The sequence below is a fragment of the Pelagimonas phthalicica genome (assembly GCF_004364805.1).
Taxonomy (GTDB): domain Bacteria; phylum Pseudomonadota; class Alphaproteobacteria; order Rhodobacterales; family Rhodobacteraceae; genus Pelagimonas; species Pelagimonas phthalicica.
In genome coordinates this window covers 783,217-801,318 of sequence record NZ_SOAP01000001.1, presented here as the reverse complement: position 1 = coordinate 801,318, position 18,102 = coordinate 783,217, and the positions used below count along the sequence as shown (strand labels likewise).

Here is an 18,102-nt window from a genome sequence, read left to right as displayed (position 1 = left end):
TCAGAAGGCGTCGATCAACTGTCGTAATCAATCGCGTGGCGCAGCTGTTTTTCATATTCCAGCGCCTTGCCGGTGCCCAGCGCCACGCAGTTCAGCGTTTCATCCGCAATCGAAACCGCCAGACCGGTCTGTTCGCGCAAGGCGAGGTCCAGATCACCCAGCAGTGCACCGCCGCCGGTCAGCATCACACCGCGATCCACGATATCAGCCGCCAGATCCGGAGGGGTCGCCTCAAGTGCAGTCATCACCGCTTCGCAAATGGCCTGAACCGGCTCGCTCAGCGCCTCGGCGATCTGGGCCTGGCTGATTTCGGTTTCCTTTGGCACCCCGTTCAACAGGTCGCGTCCACGGATTTGCATCGAGCTGCCGCGCCCGTCATCGGGCATACGCGCCGTGCCGATCGAGGTCTTGATCCGTTCAGCCGTGCTTTCCCCGACCAGCAGGTTCTGCTGGCGGCGCAGGTAGTTGATGATGGCTTCATCCATCCGGTCGCCACCCACACGAACAGAGCGCGCATAAACAATGTCGCCCAGCGACAGAACCGCAACTTCGGTCGTCCCGCCGCCAATATCGACAACCATGTTACCGGTCGGGTCGGTGATCGGCATGCCCGCACCAATGGCGGCAGCAATCGGTTCGGCGATCAGCCCGGCGCGGCGCGCACCGGCGGACAGAACCGATTGGCGGATCGCGCGTTTTTCAACCGGGGTGGCCCCATGAGGCACGCAGACAATGATTTTCGGCTTGGACAGGAAGGAGCGGCGATGCACCTTGCGGATGAATTCCTTGATCATCTCTTCGGCGGCGACAAAATCGGCAATCACGCCTTCGCGCATTGGACGGATGGCCTCAATGCTGCCCGGCGTGCGGCCCAGCATCAGCTTGGCGTCTTCGCCCACGGCCAGCACACGTTTTTGACCGTCTTTGGCGTGGTAGGCGACCACGGAGGGTTCTGACAGGATCACGCCTTTGCCTTTTACATAGACCAGCGTATTCGCCGTCCCAAGGTCAATGGCCATGTCCGAGGAAAACATGCCCATGATACCGTCAATTCCAAACATTCGCGTCCTGCCCCTGAAGTGGCCCCATAGCCTGATAAGTCCGCGACTCTGCCAGTGCGGACCGGCTGTTCTTATAGGGGGGAGACACGGGATGGGAAAGGGTGCGCTGCGGGGAAATCAGCATGAATTCGCCGCATTTGTGGCAGCTCTCTAAAATTGCACAAGAATTGCCGTGTCGCAGCCGTTTTTCTGCCCGCATTGGTTGAGAGAACCTATCCAAAAGGTCATTCAAGCCATCCGGTCTGGGCCGGAATGGCGTGTCGCCTGCGTATTGAGCGTATGGCGTGATTGTCTGGCTAGAGGTGCTTGGAAACACACGAGGGCAACGTGCGTATTGCGATAGGTATTCTTTGCGGTTTTATTTCGATTGTCAGTTCTTTGGGCATGGCAGATTACGCCATGCAGGCGATCAACGCCAATCAGGGATTTCTTGAATTTGGGCTCAAGGGCTGGGCCAATTCCTTTGCCGAACGCGGACGGATTGCCGCGGAAAAACGGCGGTCAAAACAGCTGGTCACGGAGAATCTGGGTAATGATCTGCGCGATCTCTTGCCCGCCGCCCCGGCTGGATGGACCAGGCAATCCTGGAGCATCACACAATCCAAGCTGATCAAAGGCCATTACCGGGGCGCGATCCCCAGCCATGATGAGCTGGAGCGTATCGCGCAGGAGGAGCTGGGCGCGTCCAATGCATCCTTTTCCGACTTGATGGGGGGCTATTCCAAGGCCACCTATCACCGCAAGAAGGCCAAGCAGACTTATGTTTACGCCAAGGGCAAGGATCGGATTGCCCTGAGCATTCGCCAGATCGAGGCCCCGCGCAAGGCGCGCACCATCGAAGAGGCGGCCATCAGAAATGCGGCCAAGCAAACGGCTTGGAGTAAAAAAGAGATCGGCTTTGCCCGCATTCGTGGGGTGGTCTTTTTAGAGATCATGGATGATTGGGAGGCGCAGACCTTCCGCACCATCCGGGCGGATATGATCCTGCCCGACGGGTCCAGCATCCGGGTCACGGCTCTGGCCCGTGCCAAGGATGCCGAAATCAAACGCGTCTTGAACGGGGTTGATTTTACCCGCATCCGCAAACTCGCTGATCCCGGTGCGCATAGCGAGTTGATGGCGGGCGTATCCGAGGCGGTTTTGGCCCGGCGCGAGGCGGCCATGCTCAAGGAAAAACGCCTGATGCAAAGGGCGGCACAGGATCGCGCCCGTTATCGCGCTCAGTTGCGCCACCATAACGAACGTTACGGGTTGTCACGGGAATATTAAGGCCTGCCCGAAGGGGAAAGGCAGACTGAGGAAGGGCTGAGTTATGTGGAAAATATTGGTTGTTGTCGCTGCCATTCCGGTGATGCTGATGATGGCGCTGGGCATCGATTTCATGATGTTCCGCGCCTACGCCAATGCGCTGAACCGACCGGCCGGGCCGGTTGCCTATGTCGAGATGCGTCTGGGCAAGGAAACCCAGGCCCTGCAAGCGCCGCGCATGGCGACGGTCACCCCGATTGGCAGTAAAAAAGACCTCGCCCGCCAGATTGACGCCATTTATCCGCCCGCGCCAACCGGGTGGAGCAAGCGCCAATATGTCGAAGATGATTTCTGGACCATGTTCCCGGAAATGGCCTTCTGCAAAGGGCGCAATCGCACGCCGACCATGGTGGAAATCATGGATGGAGATCCCGAAGGTTGCCCGATGAAGCCGCAGGAAAAGGGCGCGTGGATCTACGAAAAAGGCCACCAGAAGGTCGCGGTCTTCATCAAATATTTCCGGGAAAAGCATCAAGGTGGGCGAGTTTCGTCTGGCCCGACCCCCAGCTTTATTCTGGACAGTTTCGAACGGGGCTATACCAAACCCCACCATCCACATTTCATGCGTTACAATGGGATGGAGTTCCGTAAACTTCCGGTCAAAGAATGGTACCCGTCTCGGGCAAAATCTCAGCGTACGACACGGATTTACGCCGAGGCGGAAGGCAATGGGGAATTGTGGGTCTATGCGGTGGCGCGGGCCTCGGATGACTCGGTCAAGGCGATCCTGCGCCAGATCAACCGGGATATGTCAGCGCATCTGCTGAAATAACAGCCGTCGGCTTTCTTCCCCATTCCCAGACACAGAAAAACCAACCCGGCAATGCGCGCGGGTTGGTTTTTGTTTGGTGCGTTTTGATCCTGGGTCCTGAACCTTTCCCTCAATCCACCTTGCAAAACGTCCCGTTTCCACAGGCCCCGGTCAGGCGGGTGACCTGCGGTTTGGATCCTGTGCGAACGGGCGCGGGTTTTGGTTCAGCACGGGCCATCTGGGCCGGGGCATCTGCAACCGGCTGACCGGCCAGATGGCGGATGCCGTTCAGATCAACCTGCTCCATAAAGCTGCGGATCATCTTGTCTGAGGCGCGGGTGGTCAGCGAGAGCTCGACCTCGCCAATTTGCGCCTCGAAATGGCGCAGCTTATAGGGTAGGTGGGCGTTAGAGGCCTTTTCAACCGGGCTGAACACCTCAACCCAGGTTAGATCCTGAAGACGCGCATAGGATTGCTTGCTCTCGATCTTGTCGAAATGCGCCTCCATCCGGTCGAGCGCTGCACGCCAAAAGGCGCTGTTTACAGGTTTGGTCGGGTCATTGACCCACAGCGCCACACCGTGATCGCCATATTCGTAATAGACCGATGTGTCGCTGTGATAGGCCTCTAACAGGTCCAGATCGGGCAATTGGTTGAATTCGAATTCCGGAATTCCAAGCTGCGCGGTTTCGGCGTGTTTGGCAAAGACCTCGGCCTGTTTGGCGCTATAGAGGATATCATCAATTGCCTCGTTCCACTCATAGGCAAACCACCCATGCGGTGCCTCGGGCAAGACGGCGTAAACCATCGCAGATTTGCGCAGAATCAGACCCAAAGTGCCCCCGCTATCGCCAAACCTGTCGTAAAGGCTCATGACGTATTGCGGCCCGCTAAACTCTGCGCCGGCCTTGTTCCATTGAACAGAATAATCCACGGCAAAGGCCCCAAGGCCTGCCAGCCCGGCAATCGCCGTGACGCCCATGATTTTTGCAATTGACATAACCAACTCCTGAAAAGACCTTTACCCATGTGGTGACGCCGAATAGCGGCAGGGGTAAGGCCAAACTGCGGAGTTTGCAGGGATGTTTTATCGCGCGCCCCATACAGTTCGCGAAACCCTAGGCTCTGTTGACAAAACCCCGCCATCACCGGCGCGTGTCAGAATTTGCTGCTGACAAGCTGATTTGACCGCAGCGATCTGGGGGATCGGAAGGGAAAATCAGAGCAGGCAGAAGCAGCAAGGGCCATGCCGCCATTGGTCCGAGGCGTGGCCCGGCCCGCCGCGTCGCTTGCGATTTCGCCAAATTTTGCCAGCGCGTCGTTGTTTCCGCTTGCAAGGGGGCCACACTGGCTGCACGAAAACGCTTAGCGTCGCAAAATTTGGACTGAAACCGGAGGTGGCGGGGTTTTGTCAACAGAGCCTAGGTCGTTTTCTCACCCTAACCGGTCGGGCTGGCTCTGACGGACGGGGCAAGGGCCGGTATCACTTTGGCAAAGCTCGCAGGAGAAGTGACATGAAAACCCAAGTCAAAGCATTGGTTGTTGGCGGTGGCGCCGTCGGAACCTCGATTGCCTATCACTTGGCCAAGGCTGGCTGGGATGATGTGATGTTGATTGAACGGGATGAACTGACATCCGGTTCCACCTGGCATGCGGCGGGCCTGTTGCCGCTGTTCAATATGTCTTATGCCACCACGCATATCCACAAATATTCGGTGGATTTCTACAAGACCCTCGAAGAGGAAACCGGGCTGAATGCCGGTTTTGCCGTGGTCGGCAACCTGCGCATGGCGCAGACACAGGAACGCATGGATGAATACATGCTCTATGCCTCGACCGCCGAAACCTGTGACGTGGCCTATGAATGGCTGACCCCCGAGCAGATCAAGGAACGCTGGCCGCTGATCGAGACCGGCGACCTCAAGGGTGCGATCTATCACACTGAGGACGGTTATATTAACCCTGCGGACGTGACCCAGGCCATGGCCAAGGGCGCGCGCCAGCGTGGGGTGGACATCGTGCGCAAGATCCAAGCGGATGCTTTCCACTGGAACGGCACCCATTGGGAAGTCACCTGCACCAAGATGGTGGAAAAGGGCGGCAACCTTGTGCCATCCGACGAACAGGTCGTGATCACCGCCGAGCATGTTGTAACCGCATCCGGCAACCACGCGCAGCGCACCGCCAAGATGCTGGGCATCAAGATGCCCGCCATCCCGGTCGAGCACACCTTTATCGTCATGGATAAAGACCCCGAATTGGTGAAATGGCGTGAGGCCGGCAATCCTGAACACCCGGTTGTGCGCGACGCTGACAATGAATCCTATGCCCGCGAAGAGCGCGGCGGCTGGATCCTGGGTATCTACGAACATGGCGCACCGGCGCGCTTTGAACATGGGGTGCCTGACAGCTTCCGCGCTGACCTGTTCCCGCTCGATCTGGACCGGATTGCCGATCAATACATGGCCATGGCCGAGCGTGTGCCATCCTGCGCCGAATCCGGCCTCAAGGATGATTTCAACGGCCCGATCTGCTACACGCCCGACGGCAATCCGCTGGTTGGCCCGGCTCCGGGCTTGCGCAACATGTGGCTGGCCGAGGGCTTCAGCTTTGGCATCACCGCAGCAGGCGGCACCGGCTATTACCTCGCTCAGATGATGGTGGATGGAGAGGCCGAGATCGACATGGCCTCGCTCGATCCCAAGCGCTACAGCTCCAACTGGATGACCACCGAATTCGCAGCGCGCAAGAACGAGGAATGCTACGAGCACGTCTACATCCTGCACCACCCGGATGAAGAGCGTGAGGCCTGCCGCCCATTGCGCACCGCCCCTGCCTATGAGCGTCAAAAGGCCCGCGGCGCACAGTTCGGTTGGGTCAATGGCTGGGAACGCCCGAACTATTTCGGCCCGCTGGACGCACCGGACAATTTTGACAAGGAAAGCCGGTCTTTCCGTCGCGGCGGCTGGTGGCAACACGCGGTGGACGAGGCCAAGGCGATCCGCGAAGGCGTGGGCCTGATCGACGCCACCGCCTTTACCAAACACGTGGTCAAAGGCCCCGGCGCAACGCAGTTCCTTGACTGGTTCACCTGTAACAAGCTGCCCAAGGTTGGTCGTATTAACCTGACCTATGCGCTGACCGCTGCCGGGACCACCCGCACCGAATACACCATCGTGCGCAATGGCGAGAATAACTACTATCTCGTCTCCGCCGGGGCCTGGACCGAATATGACGCAGATTTCCTGCGCAAGGCGGCCGAGGACAAGATGGAGGAATTCGGCTATATCGAGATCCAGGATGTCACCACGCAATGGGGCGTCTTTGCGATTGCCGGGCCAAAATCCCGCGACGTGCTGAAAGAGGTTATCGTTGACGCCGATCCTGCCACGGCGCTCTCTAACAAGCGTTTCCCATGGCTTAGTGCGCGCCAGATCGAGCTGGGCATGTGCCCGGTCAACGCCATCCGCGTCGCCTATACCGGTGAACTCGGCTGGGAGCTGCACCACCCGATCGAGATGCAGAACTACCTCTTTGACCTGCTCGAAAAGGCCGGGGAAAAGCATGGCATGAAGCTGGTTGGCGCGCGCGCGCAGAACTGGCTGCGTCAGGAGAAATCCTACCGCGCCTTTGGCACCGAGCTGGGCCGCGATGCGACCCCGGCCGAAGCCGATCTGCCGCGCTTTATCGACCTGTCCAAGGATTTCCACGGCAAGGCCGAGATGGAAGCCAAAGGCATTCGTGTAAAATGCTGCACCCTGCTAATTGATGGCCCGTCTGATGCCGATCCCTGGGGCCGCGAGGCGCTTTACACTCTGGATGGCACCCGTGTTGGTCGTTTGACCTCGGGCGGCTACTCGGTCGCCTTCGGAAAGAGCATCGGCATGGGGTACCTGCCGCCAGAGCTGGCGGTCGAAGGCACCAAGCTGCAAGTCAAAATGCAAGACAAGCTCTGGGATGCTGTTGTCACCTGCGACAGCCCCTATGACCCAAAGAACGAGACCATCCGCAAGGATGGGTGAGTGGGCCTGCAAAAGGTCACCGAAACGTGAAAAGGCGGGGCTTGCTTTGGCAGGCCCCGTTTCTTTTGTAAGTGTCTCACAAAGGAGACCCCGATGCCCAAAGCCGTTCTTTATCGCATGGAATTGCCCAAATACACCTGCGGCTATGGCACCGCCGCGCGCGACCTGCTGCGCAAACAGGGTTTCGAGATCGAAGAGCACATCCTGCGCACTCGCCACGAAACCGACGCCTTTAAAGACAAGCATCACGTGGCGACCACGCCCTTGATCTTTATCGACGGGCAAAAGATCGGCGGCTACACGGATCTGCGCAAACACCTCAAGGCTAACAAATCGAAATCAAAACGGTTCTGGCAACGCTGATTGCCAATTCTGCGCGGGCAGCTATCTTGGGGCAAAATTCAGGACAAAGGCCTCACCATGACATTCCACGTCTACCTTTCCGGCGAAATTCACACCGATTGGCGCGATCAGATTATTGACGGGGCCGACGGGCTCGACATGATTTTCAGCGCGCCAAATACCGATCACGCGGGGTCAGATGATTGCGGGGTCAGGATTCTTGGCGCTGAGGACAACAAATTCTGGCACGATCACAAGGGCGCGCAGATGAACGCCATCCGCACCCGCAAGCTGATCGAAGAGGCTGATATCGTTGTGGTCCGCTTTGGCGAAAAGTACCGCCAGTGGAACGCGGCCTTTGATGCAGGCTATGCCAGTGCGCTGGGCAAGTCTCTGATTATCCTGCAACAACCTGAGCATGACCATGCTTTGAAAGAAGTGGATGCCGCCGCCCTTGCCGTGGCCCGCACGCCCGAACAGGTGGTGCAGATCCTGCGCTATGTGCAGACCGGCGACCTGCCCGGGTAACCGCCAGCACGCCCCTTTGTGGGAAAGGCACATCTAATTTCCCTCTTTTTCTCAAACACCATTGCGTGAATGAACTGTTCCCGCGTTATCTTGACGCGGCAGGGGTGGGCCTGCTTGGGAAAAAGGGGAACTGGGACATGATCCAGGAATTCAAGGATTTCATTGCCAAGGGCAATGTTATGGATATGGCAGTCGGTATCATCATTGGTGCCGCATTTACCGCGATTGTGACATCGCTGGTTGGCGATCTGATCAATCCGATCATCGGCTTGTTCATGGGTGGCGTTGATTTCACCGAATGGTTCTATGCGCTGAACGGCGAAGCCTATGGCACTTTGGCCGCCGCCGAAGAAGCAGGCGCGCCGGTCTTTGCCATTGGTCGCTTTGTCATGGCCGTGATCAACTTTTTGATCATCGCCTTTGTGGTCTTCATGCTGGTCAAGATGGTCAACAAGGCCAAGGCCGCCGCAGAAGAGCCCGAAGAGCCCAAGGCAGAAGAGCCAGCAGGCCCGACCGAGCTGGATATCCTGATGGAAATCCGCGACAGCCTGAAAAAGTAATCTGCACTACGGTGCGATGGGAAAGGGGGCCACAAGGCCCCCTTTTTTATGGTTCAAACGGCCCCGGTATATTCGCCACGCGCCGGGTAATTATTGGCGATGGCAAAATCCAAGGCTCCAACCAGCTCAGAGAAATGCGGGCGCACAAAGGGCATGGTCTGTACCGAACCAAAATAAAGCGTCTGATCGGGATTGATCAAAAAGAAACCGGGTTCCGAGAACAGCGCAGGTTCTTCGATCCCAATCGAGGTCTTGCCGCGCGAGGTCGAGATATACAGCCCCCAATCACGGGCCTGATCCAGCGGCAGATCATAGGCAAAGCGCAAGCTCTCTGCGCCAACCTTGTCCGCCATGGCGCGGGCGCGCTCTTGGCCATCCGAACTGACGGCAATCACATCAACCCCGCGCTCTGCGAACTTGGCTTGCTGCTTGGCCAATTCGCTGAGGTAATTGGCGCAGATCGGGCAATGCAGCCCGCGATAGAACACCACCAAAATGCCACGCTCAGAGGTGATCTGGGACAGGTCAAAGGTGCCGTGGTCAAGCGTTGGCAACTGCAGGTTCGGGGTTTTCTGGCGGGGCATCAACATCTGGAATTCCTCTGTGAACTTGACGATGACCCTATATTGCGCAAATCTAAGCTAGGAAATTCCGAAAAACCTTGCAGGAATATCGAAGCTCATGTCCGACCCCAACCGCCCCGACCGTTTGGCTGATTTGATCGAACGCTTTGATATTGCGATAACCCCTGTCGTGGATGAACCGGCGCATCTGGTGGTGACGCAATCGGGGGCGGGGCAGCACATCTTGTTTCACAAACAGGCGCAGCCTGTGCCCGGCGCACAATTTGCGGCGCTGGTGGATTGGGGCAGCAAGGACAATCCGATTCAAAGGGGTCTGCCCGAGCGGATGGAGATGCCCGTTTCCAGCCCTGACTTGCAGGGGCTGGTGATCGCGCTCACCTGCGAGGCCGAGGCGCATCGCTGCGGTGGCACCTCGGTGATGCGGCGGCTGGCAGAGGTGATTATCGTGCGGCTGCTGCGCTTTCAATTCGAAAACGGCTGCGCGCAGATTGGCATCTTGTCCGGCCTGTCGGATGATCGCCTCGCCCGGGCTTTGGTGGCCATGCATAACCGGCCGGGCCATGGTTGGACCGGGCCGGATCTGGCGGCCGAGGCGGGGCTGTCCCCCTCGCGCTTTGCCGAGATCTTTGCCCAGAAAGTCGGGCAAACCCCGATGAGCTATCTGCGGCAATGGCGGTTGAGCGTAGCGCGTCAGGATCTGCGCCTGGGGCATCGTGTCGATGCGGTGTCGCGGCGCTATGGCTATGCCTCGCCCGAGGCGTTTTCGCGCGCCTTTCGACAGAAATATGGGGTGCCGCCCCTGGCAATTAGGGGACGCGAAGGGACGGCACCGGGTGCCAAGCCGACCTTAGGCCGCCTTGAGCGCCAACTGGGGTGAGGTGACATCAATGCCAAGCGCTTTGCCGACCGCGAAATAGGTCAGCTTGCCGGCATGGACGTTCAGCCCGTTCAGCAGATGTGGATCATCGGCACAGGCCTGCTGCCACCCTTTGTCTGCCAGGTTCAGCATGAAGGGCAGGGTGGCATTGCCAAGCGCGATGGTCGAGGTGCGCGCAACCGCGCCCGGCATGTTGGCGACGCAGTAATGCATGATGCCATCGACGTCATAGACCGGGTCCGCATGGGTGGTCGCCTTGGAGGTCTCGAAGCAGCCGCCCTGGTCAATCGCAACGTCAACCAGCGCCGCGCCGGGCTTCATGGTCGAGAGCTGCGCACGTGAGATCAGCTTGGGCGCCGCTGCACCGGGGATCAGAACCGCGCCGACGACCATATCGGCCTCTTTGATCAGCTCAGCAGTCGCACCAGCCGTGGAATACTGGTTCTTGAACGTGCCGCCATAGACGTCATCCAGGTAACGCAGACGCGGCAGCGAGCGATCCAGAACGGTCACATCCGCGCCCATCCCTGCGGCGATCTTGGCCGCATGGGTGCCAACGACACCGCCGCCGATCACGACAACCTTGGCCGGACCAACACCGGGAACGCCGCCCATCAGCACACCGCGCCCGCCATTGGCCTTTTGCAGCGTCCAACTGCCAACCTGCGGGGCGAGACGACCGGCAACCTCGGACATCGGGGCCAGCAGAGGCAGGCCACCGCGATCATCGGTCACGGTTTCATAGGCAATTGCAGTGCAGCCAGAGGCCAGCAGATCATGGGTCTGATCCGGGTCCGGGGCAAGGTGCAGATAGGTGAACAGCAGCTGGTTTTCGCGCAGCATCTTGCGTTCAACCGCCTGGGGTTCCTTGACCTTGACGATCATATCCGCGGTGGCAAAGATTTCCTCGGCGGTATCGATGATCGCAGCACCCGCGGCGACATAGTCTTCGTCAGTGAAACCGGCACCGATCCCGGCACCTTTCTGCACGATCACCTGATGGCCATGTGCCACGGCCTCCTGTGCCGCATTGGGCGTCAGACCGACGCGAAATTCCTGGGGTTTGATTTCTGTGGGGCATCCGATTTTCATGGTCATCCTCCGTTCGCCTATTTTTTAAGCATGAATGAAACCCTTGAATTTTCTGTCCGAAAATGCTGCGTAGTTAGCGTCAACAATCGAAGAATCTTCGATGATTGTGGGAAAACTTCGATGAAAGGGGCGTAGATGAGCCTGGACGAGACAGATCGCCGAATCCTAAGGGTGCTGCAACGCAAGGGGCGCATTTCCAATGCCGACCTCTCCGAAGAGGTCAATCTTTCGGCCTCGGCCTGTCACCGTCGGGTGCAGAGATTAGAGGCCGATGGCTATGTGCGCGACTATGTGGCGCTTTTGAATGCACGCAAGCTGGGCATGCCGACCACGGTTTTTGTCGAGATCAAGCTCAGCGCACAGGCGGATGAAGTGCTTGAGGCCTTTGAAAAGGCGGTGGCGCGGGTGCCGGATGTGCTGGAATGCCACCTGATGGCGGGCACGGCGGATTACATCCTCAAGGTTGTTGCCGAAGATACCGAAGATTTCGCCCGCATTCACCGCCAATACCTGACCCGCCTGCCAGGGGTGGCGCAGATGCAATCCAGCTTTGCCCTGCGCACCGTGTTCAAGACTACAGCGCTGCCCGTTTAGGGTAAGCCCCTGAATATCACGGCTTTACTGTGAATTAACCCCGAACCGGTAATTTCTGCGCAGCAGCGTGACGCAGGGGTATTTGAATTGGTGGCCTCGTTTACAATTGAAGGAGGGGATAACTCCTTTGCCGTGGCAAGCGGCAGCAATGTGGGAATCCAACCCGGCTATTCTCGGTTCGATCATCCGCCCAATTCGACCTCTAACCTGCAAATCACCACGAATGATGGTGACCCTGACCCAAGGGTGTTTGAAGTTGGCGATACTTACGATGTGTCCTGGTCAGGTCATGGTGGTGGCAATTTGGAAGATGCGGTTGTCGTGCGCAGTGATCCGGCTCCTGGCAATGGAGGAATCGTTGTTTTTGAAGGGACGAGCGGCGGCGAAACGGTCCATGTCATCTGGACTCCCGATTTTGATCTCGAAAACTGGTATTGGACGAATTACGGCCCCTCAAACCCGCCAAATTTCTACACGACCGACCAAGACCCAGCTTACGACCATGAATATATCTGCTTTGAACGCTCAACGCAGATCGCCACGCCGCGTGGCTATTTTCGGGCCGGTCAGCTCAAGGTGGGGGAGACCGTGTGCACCCTGGGTGGAGTGGCACGGGAAATCCTGTGGATCGGTCGAAAGACCGTGTCCGGGCGCGGAGCAGCGGCTCCGGTGCGCTTTCCCAAAGGGGCCATCGGGAATTTCGCGCCGATCAAGTTGTCTCCACAACACCGGGTCTTGATCTCGTCCCATGAGGCGGATTTGCATTTTGGCGAGCGGGAAATTCTGGTGCCCGCCATCTCGCTTGTTGATGGGAAACGCATCCGACAGGTTGAAAAAGATCGGGTGACCTATGTCCATATCCTGTTGGACCGACATGATATCCTTTTGGCGCAAGGGGCCCCGTGCGAAAGCCTGCTGCCAAGCGAAATTGTCGATAATCTGATAGATGCCAAGGATCGCGCTGCGATCAAGGATGTGGTTGGTGATCGCAAATATCACCTGATCCGCCCTTCTTTACATCGGCGCGAGGCCGAGCTGATCGCGGCTAATCGCGAGCCGATTCAGCGCGAGGCCATGTTCCTGTAAGCTCGTGGTCTTAAATCACCCCTTGGGCTTGTCGTCATAATCGCCGGACAGGATGCGCTGGGCGTCGCCTTCAGGGTCGTCATATTGGTTGGACCGCAGGGTAAAGACGAAAAAGCCTAAGCCCACACAACCCAGAACCAAGGAAATCGGGATCAGATAAGTCAGAACATTCATCAGTTTACCTCAGGCGCAGGGCGTTCAGGGACACGGTCAGCGAGCTGCTCGACATGGCCAGCGCCGCAATCAAGGGTGAACACAGGCCGGCAATCGCCAAAGGCACCGCGATAATATTGTACCAAGTGGCGATGGTGAAATTTTCGCGGATGCGGCGGGTGGCTTTCTGCGCGGTTGTGATGGCTTCGGGGATCGGATCCAGCTCTCCGCCGAGCAGCACTATGTCCGAGGCCACACGCGCAGCGTCCAGCGCCGATGCGGGCGAGATCGAGGCATGGGCGGCAGTCAGCGCGGCGGTGTCGTTCAACCCGTCGCCAACCATCAGCACTTTGGCCCCCTGATCGGTCAGCGCCTGAATGCGCGCGGCCTTGTCTTGCGGCAGGGCTTCGGCCAGCCATTGTTCGATGCCCAGCCGGTTGGCCAGCGCTTCAACCGCCGGGGTGGTGTCACCCGACATCAAGATCACCTTATGCCCGGCCTCTTGCAGCGCGCGCACCGCCTCTTCGGCCCCGTCGCGCAGCCGGTCGGTAAAGGTAAAGGCCTGCACCGGCCCATCACCAACCCGCAAACAGGTCGATGTCAGCGCCAGGCTTGGCCCATCAACCCAGGCCGCACGGCCCAGACGCACCAATTGCCCGTTCCAGCGCCCTTGCGTGCCATGGCCGGGAACTTCTTGGATCTCGCTGACTTCAGCGGCACCGATACCTGCGCCTTGAATGGCAGCGGTCAGGGATTGCGACAGCGGGTGCGAGGAGCCAGAGGCCAAGGCCAAGGTGATCTCAAGATCGCGCCGGGTGAAATCATCGATATTGGTGACCTCGGGCGTGCCCGCGGTCAGGGTGCCGGTCTTGTCAAAAACAACCGTATCGATCTGCGCCAAGCGCTCCAGCGCGGTGGCGTCCTTGATCAGCAGCCCGCGTTTGAACAAACGCCCCGAGGCGGCGGTGGTCACTGCGGGCACGGCCAGACCCAGCGCACAGGGGCAGGTGATGATCAAAACAGCGGCGGCGATGTTCAGCGCCACGCGCAAATCACCGCTATAGAGATACCAGCCGACAAAGGCCAAAGCCGACAGGATATGCACGCCAGGCGCATAAAGCTTGGCGGCCTTGTCAGCCAAAGACGTATAGCGCGACCGCCCGGATTCCGCGATCGAGACCAGATCAGCCATGCGATGCAGTGAGGTGTCGCGCCCCACAGCGGTGGCGCGGATGGTCAGCGGGCCGGTCAGATTGACCTCACCCGCGCTGACGCTCAGCCCCGGTTCGGCAAAGACCGGCAGGGTTTCCCCGGTCAGCAATGAGCGATCCAGCTCAGATGTGCCATCGGCAATCTCACCATCCACCGGCATCCGCCCGCCGGGACGCACGCGGATCAGGTCGCCCACTTGCAGCTCGGCAACGTTGATCTGTTCCTCGCCATCCTCGGTGACCCGCCAGGCGCGGGGCACTTCGAGCGCTGCCAATTCCTCAGCCGCAGAGCGCGCGACGGAACGGGTGCGATGATCAAGGTAACGCCCTGTCAGCAAAAAGAAAGTCAGGGCAATCGCGGCGTCGAAATAGGCGTGTTCCCCTGATAAAGACGTTTCCCAAAGCGAGGTCACCAGCGCCAGCAGGATCGCCAGCGAGATCGGCACATCCATATTGAGATGCCCGGCCTTCAGCGCCGTCCAGGCGTTTTTGAAAAACGGTTGCGCGGCAAAAGCCACCGAGGGCAGCACGATGGCCGCTGAAATCCAGTGGAACATGTCGCGAGTCGGCCCTTCGGCCCCCGACCAGACCGCCACGGACAAAAGCATCACGTTCATCGAGGCAAAGCCCGCCACCGCCAGCCGCATGAGCAATTCGCGCCCGGCGCGGTCGGTTTGCGTGGCCGACAGCGCGGTGCTGTCCAACTCATGGGCCTCGTAACCGGCCGCTTCGACCAGCGGGATCACATCCGCCGCCGTCAGATCGGGATTGGCTTCGATGCTGACCCGTTTCATGGTCAGGTTCACCCGGGCCGAGCGCACCGTGTCCGATTTCATCAGCGCGCTTTCCACCGCCGACATGCAGGCGGCGCAATGGATGGTCGGCAAAGACAGGATGATATGCGCCTCACTCGGTTCCTGAGCCGCCGCCAGCGCCTCGGCCGCAGGGGCGGCAGAGCAGGCAGGGCAGGCAGAGGCTGGGGGCGGCATTACGGCTGTCATGACGGATCCTTCACCTCAAACACAACGCGCTGTTCAAACGGGGTCCCGTCCAGGGCGGTGGCCTTCATACGGATGTTCCAATTGCCGGGCGCGAGGGTTTCGCGCGCAACATAGGCGCGACCATCAAACTGGAAATCCGGCTCGCGGTCTTCTTTGACATGGGTGGGGCGGCCCAGAACCGCCGTCAGCTTGCCCACCTGCACCGGAGTGCCGTCGGCTTTGCTGATCGCAAGGATCAGCAAACCGCCCGTATTGCGGGCCTCAACCGTCCAACCCAGCGCCTCTTGCGCGGCGCGGCGATCATCAAAGGTCTGGCTGGCGATATAAGAGTTCTTGGTCTCCAACCCCGGAAAGGTTTTCACCGCGCTAAAGGCCAGCACCATATTCACGGCGATGATCACCCCAAAGGCACCGCCAAAGATCATCAGCACATGCCAACCGGTCAGTTTGCGTTCAGTCTTGGTCATTGGTCATCTCGTCCGTTAAAGACAGTATCATTATGGGCGCGGTCTCCGGTGGTCAAATCTTCGACCCAGAACCGGATGTCAGCGCGGCCACCCTTGGCCGGGTCCGAATGACGCGGTGCGATCACATGGACCTTTTGCAGCAGCGTCTCATTGGCTTTGACCGTGACCGTTTCATAGGGCGTGCCTTCCAGTTGCAGACGCAGGGTTGGGTCGGCCTTGAGGGTCAGGCGGAACGGGCGGTCTTCGCCATGTTTGTTGAGCAGGCGGATGTCATATGTGTTGCGGATCGACCCGTCAGACAGGGTGACATAGACCGGGTTGCGCACCGGGGCGACGGTCATCTCGATGGCGGGGCGGATGAACAGGGCAAAAACCAGCCCGACCCCGACCAGTGACCACAGGGTGGTATACATGATGGTGCGCACGCGGAAGATATGCTTCCAAACCGAGCGCGGTGGTTGGCCTTCGCGTTCGCGCGGCTCATCCGATAGGGCGAGATAATCGATCAGCCCGCGTGGCTTGCCGATCTTGTCCATCATCTCGTCACAGGCATCGATACAGAGGCCGCAAGTGATGCATTCCATCTGCTGACCATCGCGAATGTCGATCCCCATGGGGCAAACATTCACGCAGGCCATGCAATCGATGCAATCACCGGTCTCTTGGCTGGCATCCTGTTTCTTGCGCAGCTTGCCGCGCGGTTCACCGCGCCAGTCGCGATAACCGATGGTCAGCGTGTCTTCGTCCATCATTGCCGCCTGAATACGCGGCCAGGGGCAGGCATAGATGCAGATCTGTTCCCGCGCGATTCCGCCAAAGAAAAAGGTGGTCGCGGTCAGGGTCAGCATGGTGGTGTAGGCGATTGGGTGGGCTTGGCCGGTGACCAGATCCACCAAAAGCGTGGGCGCATCGGCAAAATAGAACACCCAAGCGCCGCCAGTGGCGAGGCCAATCACAAACCAGGCGATAAACTTGGTGACACGCAGCCGCAGCTTGCGAAGATCCCATTTCTTTTGGCGATGCAGGCGCAGGCGGGCGTTTCTGTCGCCTTCAATCCAGCGTTCCACCAGAATGAACAGGTCGGTCCAGACCGTTTGCGGGCAGGCATAGCCACACCAGACTCGACCCAAGGCTGAGGTGAACAGGAACAGCCCCAGCCCGGCCATGATCAGCAGGCCGGCGACAAAGTAAAACTCGTGGCTCCAGATCTCGATCCAGAAGAAATAAAAGCGGCGGTTGGCAAGATCGACCAGCACCGCCTGATCCGGTAGTTGCGGCCCGCGATCCCAACGAATCCAAGGTGTTAGATAGTAGATCCCCAATGTCACCAACATGATGATCCATTTCATGTTGCGAAATGCGCCGCTGACTCGTTTTGGGAAAACTGGCTCGCGCGCCGCGTAAAGGGAGGGAGGGGTCGTATTGTCGGACACGGGGAATCGCTCCGTTAAGGGATTTTGTCGATGCGTGTTTTCCCAAAAGCCGACCTGCGCAGCCTTGACCTGCATCAAATACTGAATCTCTAATTTAGGTTTTTCGGGCTTCGTCCAAGATCCAGCGACAAAATGCCCGCAGGGCTGGGCGCTGCAATCCGGGGCGCGTGACCAGATGATAGCTCGCCCCGGTGTTTTCCTCATGCAGGATGATCAACCGGCCCGAGGCGATATCCTCGGCCACCGCAAGGCGGGTGACAACGGCGATTCCCTGACCGCTGCGCAGCCCGTCCAGCACCAGGTTGCCCGGCGCATCGGTGATCGAGGTGATCTGATCGCGTTTCAACCCTTTGCGTTCCAGCCAAAGCGAGGCTTCGTTCGTGCCCAACTCATTGAGCCAGGGCAGTTTTTGCAGATCGGCATTTGTGCGGGGCACCTTGTTGGGAAACAGGACCGGCGCACCGACAAGCACCAGCTGCGCCGGAAAAAGCGCGCGATTTTCCAAGCCCGACCAGCCGCCCGTGCCATAACGAATGGCCACATCAATGCCGCCGGGGGTCAGTGTCACGAGATTGGGGTTGGGATCGATCATCATATCGATATTGCCGTGTTTCTCGCGGAACCGGGCCAGGCGCGGCATCAACCAGCAAGAGGCAAAGCTGGGCGTGCAGGAAATCTGCAAGGGCCGCTGATCTTCTTGCTCTGACAGCGCTTCAACCGCTTCGGCAATGGTGCCGAATCCATCCAGCAGCGCCGTCGCCAGGGCGCGCCCTTCGAGTGTCAAAACCATCTGTCGCCCTGACCGATCCACCAAGGCGACATTCAGATGCCCCTCAAGCTGGCGAATATGCTGGCTGATCGCCGCATGGCTGACATTCAACCGCGCCCCGGCGGCCGATACCGAACCGGTATCGGCATAGGCGGCAAAGGCCTTGAGCGGGGCCAGGGGCGGGACAGAGGACCACTTCATTTAAGTTCAGCTTACATAATGGAAAGATAGTTGGCTGGCTTGATGGCGGTGATTTCAGCATG

The 18,102-nt window shown here is 59.0% G+C and carries 18 protein-coding genes; 9 read left to right on the top strand and 9 right to left on the bottom strand.

Features of this window, described 5'->3' with window-relative positions; translation table 11 throughout:
- Nucleotides 1–14: 14 nt before the first annotated feature.
- Entirely contained in the window at nt 15–1,061 is a 1,047-nt protein-coding gene (locus CLV87_RS03915; RefSeq protein WP_099243347.1) for a rod shape-determining protein, read from the bottom strand.
- A 327-nt stretch (nt 1,062–1,388) separates the two neighbouring features.
- On the opposite strand from CLV87_RS03915, the gene CLV87_RS03910 reads away from it, so the two are divergent.
- Together CLV87_RS03910 and CLV87_RS03905 are read left to right on the top strand one after the other, a co-directional pair.
- Nucleotides 1,389–2,330: a hypothetical protein gene (locus CLV87_RS03910; RefSeq protein WP_133840682.1), complete on the top strand. Its 942-nt coding sequence runs from the start codon at nt 1,389–1,391 to the stop codon at nt 2,328–2,330.
- A 43-nt stretch (nt 2,331–2,373) separates the two neighbouring features.
- On the top strand, nt 2,374–3,141 hold the full coding sequence (locus tag CLV87_RS03905) for a hypothetical protein (RefSeq protein ID WP_099243349.1): 768 nt from the start codon (nt 2,374–2,376) through the stop codon (nt 3,139–3,141).
- A gap of 109 nt (nt 3,142–3,250) precedes the next feature.
- Here CLV87_RS03905 and CLV87_RS03900 read toward each other — a convergent pair whose 3' ends face one another.
- Nucleotides 3,251–4,120 carry a hypothetical protein gene (locus CLV87_RS03900; RefSeq protein WP_099243350.1) on the bottom strand — a complete coding sequence of 290 codons (870 nt, stop codon included), beginning with the start codon at nt 4,118–4,120 and terminating at the stop codon, nt 3,251–3,253.
- Between the two features lie 514 nt (nt 4,121–4,634).
- Between CLV87_RS03900 and CLV87_RS03895 the strand changes: the two genes are divergently transcribed.
- From CLV87_RS03895 to mscL, 4 genes are all read left to right on the top strand, one after another.
- Nucleotides 4,635–7,142 (top strand): GcvT family protein, encoded by a 2,508-nt coding sequence (locus CLV87_RS03895; protein ID WP_099243351.1) that lies wholly within the window; start codon nt 4,635–4,637, stop codon nt 7,140–7,142.
- Nucleotides 7,143–7,235: 93 nt separating this feature from the next.
- Nucleotides 7,236–7,505, top strand: a complete 270-nt coding sequence (locus CLV87_RS03890; RefSeq protein ID WP_099243352.1) for a glutaredoxin family protein — start codon at nt 7,236–7,238, stop codon at nt 7,503–7,505.
- Between the two features lie 57 nt (nt 7,506–7,562).
- A complete protein-coding gene (locus CLV87_RS03885) occupies nt 7,563–8,012 on the top strand; it encodes a YtoQ family protein (protein ID WP_099244802.1) in 450 nt (149 codons plus the stop codon).
- A gap of 137 nt (nt 8,013–8,149) precedes the next feature.
- The gene (gene mscL, locus CLV87_RS03880) at nt 8,150–8,572 is read left to right on the top strand and encodes a large conductance mechanosensitive channel protein MscL (protein ID WP_099244804.1); all 423 of its coding nucleotides are present in this window, start codon (nt 8,150–8,152) and stop codon (nt 8,570–8,572) included.
- A 53-nt stretch (nt 8,573–8,625) separates the two neighbouring features.
- Here mscL and CLV87_RS03875 read toward each other — a convergent pair whose 3' ends face one another.
- Nucleotides 8,626–9,162 carry a peroxiredoxin-like family protein gene (locus CLV87_RS03875; protein ID WP_099243353.1) on the bottom strand — a complete coding sequence of 179 codons (537 nt, stop codon included), beginning with the start codon at nt 9,160–9,162 and terminating at the stop codon, nt 8,626–8,628.
- A gap of 91 nt (nt 9,163–9,253) precedes the next feature.
- Between CLV87_RS03875 and CLV87_RS03870 the strand changes: the two genes are divergently transcribed.
- Complete coding sequence (locus CLV87_RS03870; protein ID WP_099243354.1) at nt 9,254–10,033, top strand: helix-turn-helix transcriptional regulator; 780 nt, start codon at nt 9,254–9,256, stop codon at nt 10,031–10,033.
- Here CLV87_RS03870 and ald read toward each other — a convergent pair.
- Nucleotides 10,004–11,125 carry an alanine dehydrogenase gene (ald, locus tag CLV87_RS03865; RefSeq protein WP_099244806.1) on the bottom strand — a complete coding sequence of 374 codons (1,122 nt, stop codon included), beginning with the start codon at nt 11,123–11,125 and terminating at the stop codon, nt 10,004–10,006. The two genes, CLV87_RS03870 and ald, sit on opposite strands and share 30 nt — an antisense overlap.
- Before the next feature lie 135 nt (nt 11,126–11,260).
- On the opposite strand from ald, the gene CLV87_RS03860 reads away from it, so the two are divergent.
- A complete protein-coding gene (locus tag CLV87_RS03860) occupies nt 11,261–11,719 on the top strand; it encodes an Lrp/AsnC family transcriptional regulator (protein ID WP_099243355.1) in 459 nt (152 codons plus the stop codon).
- Nucleotides 11,720–11,809: 90 nt separating this feature from the next.
- A complete protein-coding gene (locus tag CLV87_RS03855) occupies nt 11,810–12,805 on the top strand; it encodes a Hint domain-containing protein (protein WP_166652664.1) in 996 nt (331 codons plus the stop codon).
- A gap of 15 nt (nt 12,806–12,820) precedes the next feature.
- Here the strand turns inward: CLV87_RS03855 and ccoS are convergent, their stop codons facing one another.
- The 5 genes from ccoS to CLV87_RS03830 all read right to left on the bottom strand — a co-directional run bounded on the left by ccoS (nt 12,821) and on the right by CLV87_RS03830 (nt 18,040).
- The gene (ccoS, locus tag CLV87_RS03850; RefSeq protein WP_099243357.1) at nt 12,821–12,979 is read right to left on the bottom strand and encodes a cbb3-type cytochrome oxidase assembly protein CcoS; all 159 of its coding nucleotides are present in this window, start codon (nt 12,977–12,979) and stop codon (nt 12,821–12,823) included.
- A gap of 4 nt (nt 12,980–12,983) precedes the next feature.
- Nucleotides 12,984–15,170, bottom strand: a complete 2,187-nt coding sequence (locus tag CLV87_RS03845) for a heavy metal translocating P-type ATPase (RefSeq protein ID WP_099243358.1) — start codon at nt 15,168–15,170, stop codon at nt 12,984–12,986.
- On the bottom strand, nt 15,167–15,637 hold the full coding sequence (locus tag CLV87_RS03840) for a FixH family protein (protein ID WP_099243359.1): 471 nt from the start codon (nt 15,635–15,637) through the stop codon (nt 15,167–15,169). The genes CLV87_RS03845 and CLV87_RS03840 overlap by 4 nt, the downstream gene beginning before the upstream one ends.
- Nucleotides 15,634–17,070 (bottom strand): cytochrome c oxidase accessory protein CcoG, encoded by a 1,437-nt coding sequence (gene ccoG, locus CLV87_RS03835; protein WP_099244808.1) that lies wholly within the window; start codon nt 17,068–17,070, stop codon nt 15,634–15,636. The genes CLV87_RS03840 and ccoG overlap by 4 nt, the downstream gene beginning before the upstream one ends.
- Before the next feature lie 94 nt (nt 17,071–17,164).
- A complete protein-coding gene (locus CLV87_RS03830) occupies nt 17,165–18,040 on the bottom strand; it encodes a LysR family transcriptional regulator (RefSeq protein WP_099243360.1) in 876 nt (291 codons plus the stop codon).
- Nucleotides 18,041–18,102: the final 62 nt, after the last annotated feature.

Excerpts from the sequence above, each read along its gene's own strand:
- CLV87_RS03840 (WP_099243359.1), bottom strand. The coding sequence starts at position 15,637 with ATGACCAAGACTGAACGCAAACTGACCGGTTGGCATGTGCTGATGATC.
- ald (WP_099244806.1), bottom strand. The coding sequence starts at position 11,125 with ATGAAAATCGGATGCCCCACAGAAATCAAACCCCAGGAATTTCGCGTC.
- CLV87_RS03845 (WP_099243358.1), bottom strand. The coding sequence starts at position 15,170 with ATGACAGCCGTAATGCCGCCCCCAGCCTCTGCCTGCCCTGCCTGCTCT.
- CLV87_RS03870 (WP_099243354.1), top strand. The coding sequence starts at position 9,254 with ATGTCCGACCCCAACCGCCCCGACCGTTTGGCTGATTTGATCGAACGC.
- CLV87_RS03830 (WP_099243360.1), bottom strand. The coding sequence starts at position 18,040 with ATGAAGTGGTCCTCTGTCCCGCCCCTGGCCCCGCTCAAGGCCTTTGCC.
- CLV87_RS03905 (WP_099243349.1), top strand. The coding sequence starts at position 2,374 with ATGTGGAAAATATTGGTTGTTGTCGCTGCCATTCCGGTGATGCTGATG.
- CLV87_RS03895 (WP_099243351.1), top strand. The coding sequence starts at position 4,635 with ATGAAAACCCAAGTCAAAGCATTGGTTGTTGGCGGTGGCGCCGTCGGA.
- CLV87_RS03875 (WP_099243353.1), bottom strand. The coding sequence starts at position 9,162 with ATGTTGATGCCCCGCCAGAAAACCCCGAACCTGCAGTTGCCAACGCTT.
- CLV87_RS03915 (WP_099243347.1), bottom strand. The coding sequence starts at position 1,061 with ATGTTTGGAATTGACGGTATCATGGGCATGTTTTCCTCGGACATGGCC.
- mscL (WP_099244804.1), top strand. The coding sequence starts at position 8,150 with ATGATCCAGGAATTCAAGGATTTCATTGCCAAGGGCAATGTTATGGAT.
- CLV87_RS03885 (WP_099244802.1), top strand. The coding sequence starts at position 7,563 with ATGACATTCCACGTCTACCTTTCCGGCGAAATTCACACCGATTGGCGC.
- CLV87_RS03890 (WP_099243352.1), top strand. The coding sequence starts at position 7,236 with ATGCCCAAAGCCGTTCTTTATCGCATGGAATTGCCCAAATACACCTGC.
- ccoS (WP_099243357.1), bottom strand. The coding sequence starts at position 12,979 with ATGAATGTTCTGACTTATCTGATCCCGATTTCCTTGGTTCTGGGTTGT.
- CLV87_RS03860 (WP_099243355.1), top strand. The coding sequence starts at position 11,261 with ATGAGCCTGGACGAGACAGATCGCCGAATCCTAAGGGTGCTGCAACGC.
- CLV87_RS03900 (WP_099243350.1), bottom strand. The coding sequence starts at position 4,120 with ATGTCAATTGCAAAAATCATGGGCGTCACGGCGATTGCCGGGCTGGCA.